This is a genomic window from Halomonas sp., assembly GCF_031581305.1.
Taxonomy (GTDB): Bacteria; Pseudomonadota; Gammaproteobacteria; order Pseudomonadales; family Halomonadaceae; genus Halomonas.
In genome coordinates, this window is the sequence record NZ_JAVLBC010000281.1 from 1 (window position 1) to 3,054 (window position 3,054).

Annotated in this window: 2 protein-coding genes and 1 pseudogene; all 3 read right to left on the reverse strand. The window is 66.8% G+C overall.

What is annotated here, in order from left to right; genetic code table 11:
• A pseudogene (locus RI841_RS15715) lies at positions 1–169 on the reverse strand (DNA polymerase III subunit delta); the annotation flags it as partial.
• Positions 170–505: 336 nt separating this feature from the next.
• Entirely contained in the window at positions 506–997 is a 492-nt protein-coding gene (gene lptE, locus RI841_RS15720) for an LPS assembly lipoprotein LptE (RefSeq protein WP_310706571.1), read from the reverse strand.
• A gap of 27 nt (positions 998–1,024) precedes the next feature.
• A partial coding sequence (leuS, locus tag RI841_RS15725; RefSeq protein WP_310706572.1) for a leucine--tRNA ligase occupies positions 1,025–3,054 on the reverse strand: 2,030 nt, incomplete at its 5' end.

The following is a 3,054-nucleotide window of genomic DNA, read 5'->3' on the forward strand; positions in this document are numbered from 1 at the left end:
TGGCTTCCACGTGGAGGATCTCGCGCTCCTCGACGCCGGCCTGGCGGGCGGCGGCGCGAACGGCATCGCAGGCCTCCATGTGCTGCAGCGGTTCCTCGCCGGATACGATCACCACCGGGGGCAGTTTCTTGTCCAGCGCGTCGGAGAGCTTATCGGGGAAGATCTTCATGGATCACTCTATACGTGGGCTTGCCTATTGCACTGATGGCAGCATGTCCGAGAGTAGTTAGGGGTCAGACCCTGAGGCTTCCCCACGAATGACCTCACGATACCGACATATTCGAAGGTGTTGGTGCCTGATGCGAGCACGGTGCCGCGCCCTTGGGGTCTGACCCCGCTGCTGCGTGTTGCGCCAACCCTCTGATATTACTGAGCAATCAACAACATGGGGGTCAGACCCCAAGGGCTACGCCGAGCTATCGGGCATCCACCAGTAATATGTAGCCTTTTGATTCAGAGGCAATATTACTGGGGATCCCCCAGGGTCTGACCCCAAAGCGGCTCCCTATCCGTTGGGTAGCGCCCGCAGGCGGTCCATCAGCTGGCGTATGGCCTGGTTGCGCAGCCTCTCGCGAGTGGCGTCGCGCAGGTCGTCCTGGGCCAGCAGCTCGTCGTTGTTGACCGTGAGCCGTTCGCTGACTTCCAGGCGCTGCTGGTCGAGCAGGTAGGCACCGTCGGCACGGCGCTGCACCGAGTAGGGCACCGTCAGGGTCATCTCCACCTCGCGTGGCCCGCTGTCGAGGACGCTCAGCCGCCGTTCGCGGAAGCGTTCCGGGCCCAGGTTGAGCACATGCTCCGCCTGGTCATCGATCCGGGTGCCGGCACGCTCCAGGCGAGGGACAACCTGGCGGGCCAGCTCGCTGTCCGCGCCCGCCAGAGCCAGGGCGTCGAGGGTCACGACCGGGTGGTCGAGGCCGCTCAGACGAAAGCCGCAACCGGCCAGCGCCAGGGAGGCGCCGACGGCGAGGCCGAGGTGCAGTAGGGTACGGCGCTGCATGGGTCTCTCCCCGTCAGGGTGTGGCGTTCAGCCGACCACGATATTGACCAGCTTGCCGGGCACCACGATCACCTTGCGGATGGTCTTGCCCTCAGTGTGGCGCTGGACGTTCTCCGCCGCCAGGGCCTGGGCCTCGATGGTGGCCTTGTCGGCAGAGGCCTCGACCTCGAGGCGGGCGCGCAGCTTGCCGTTGACCTGCACCACCAGCTCGATGCTGTCGCGGGCCAGGGCCGCTTCGTCGACTTCCGGCCAGCGGGCATCGATGGCCGGTTCGTCATGGCCCAGCGCCTGCCACAAGGTATGGCAGGCATGGGGGGTGATCGGGGCGAGCAGCAGCACGCAGGCTTCCACCGCTTCGCGGGCCACGGCCAGGCCCTGGGGCGAGGTGTCGTTGAACTTCGAGAGGGCGTTGGTCAGTTCCATCACCGCGGCGATGGCGGTATTGAAGGTGGTGCGCCGGCCGATGTCGTCGCCGGCCTTCTTGATGGTCTCGTGAGTCTTGCGGCGCAGCTCACGCTGGGGCTCGGTGAGGGCGGCGAGGTCGAGCGTGCCGGGCTCGCCGGCGGCGAGGTGATCACTGACGAGGCGCCACAGACGCTTGAGGAAGCGGCTGGCGCCCTCGACGCCGGCGTCGGACCATTCCAGGGACTGCTCCGGCGGGGCGGCGAACATCATGAACAGGCGCACGGTGTCGGCGCCGAAGCGGTCGATCATGGATTGCGGGTCGACGCCGTTGTTCTTGGACTTGGACATCTTCTCGATGCCGCCCATCTCCATCGGCTGGCCGTCGCTGATCAACATGGCACTGACGGGGCGTCCCTTCTCGTCACGCTTGACCTCGACATCGGCGGGGTTGAACCACGCCTTGCCGCCGTTCGCGGTGGGGCGATAGTAGGTCTCGGCGATGACCATGCCCTGGGTGAGCAGGCGCTGGAAGGGCTCGTCGGTCTTCACCAGCCCCAGGTCGCGCATCAGCTTGGTGAAGAAGCGGGCGTAGAGCAGGTGCAGGATGGCGTGCTCGATGCCGCCGATGTAGAGGTCGACCGGCAGCCAGTAGTCGACGCGCTCGTCGAGCATCGCCTCCATGTTGTCGGCGCAGCAGAAGCGCGCGAAGTACCAGGAGGACTCCATGAAGGTGTCGAAGGTGTCGGTCTCGCGGCTCCAGCCGTCGCCGAGGTCAAAGAATTCCGGCATGCGCTTGAGTGGCGAGCCGGTGGCGTCGACGGTGACCTCCATGGGCAGCGCCACCGGCAGTTCCGCGTCGGTGAGCGGCACGGTCTGGCCCTCGGGGCCGTACTTGACCGGGATCGGCGCGCCCCAGTAGCGCTGGCGGGCCACGCCCCAGTCGCGCAGGCGGAAGTTGGTCTTCACCTCGCCGCGACCCTGCTCGGCGAGCCTGGCGGCGATGGCATCAAATGCTGCCTCGAAGCCAAGGCCGTCGAACTCGCCGGAGTGAATCAGGGGACCGTACTCGGCGTAGGCACCCTCGGAGAGATCCGGCGCCTGGCCGTTCTCGTCGGCGATGACCGCCTCGATGGGCAAATCGTACTTGGTGGCGAACTCCCAGTCGCGCTGATCGTGGCCAGGCACGGCCATGACGGCCCCGGTGCCGAACTCCATCAGCACGAAGTTGGCCACATAGACGGGGACTTCGCGGCCGGTGAGGGGATGCACGGCCAGATGGCCGGTGGGCATGCCCTTCTTCTCGCGGGTGGCCAGCTCGGCTTCCGAGGTGCCGCCGCGGGCGCACTCGGCGCAGAAGTCGGCCAGCGCCTCGTGGCTTTCGGCGGCCTGCTTCGCCAGCGGGTGGTCGGCGGCCACGGCCATGTAGGTAACGCCCATCAGGGTGTCGGGCCGGGTGGTGTAGACCGCGAGCGGCTCGGCCGGGGCGCCGTCGGCGTCCTTGATGTCAAAGGAGAGTTCGACGCCGCGCGATTTGCCGATCCAGTTGCGCTGCATGGTCTTGACCTGCTCGGGCCAGTCGATGCGCTCCAGGTCGGCGAGCAGTTCCTCGGCGTAATCGGTGATCTTGAGAAACCACAGCGGGATTTCCTTGC

What these genes read in the sequence shown, in the direction of transcription:
- lptE (WP_310706571.1), bottom strand. Translation starts at nt 997, where the DNA reads ATGCAGCGCCGTACCCTACTGCACCTCGGCCTCGCCGTCGGCGCCTCC.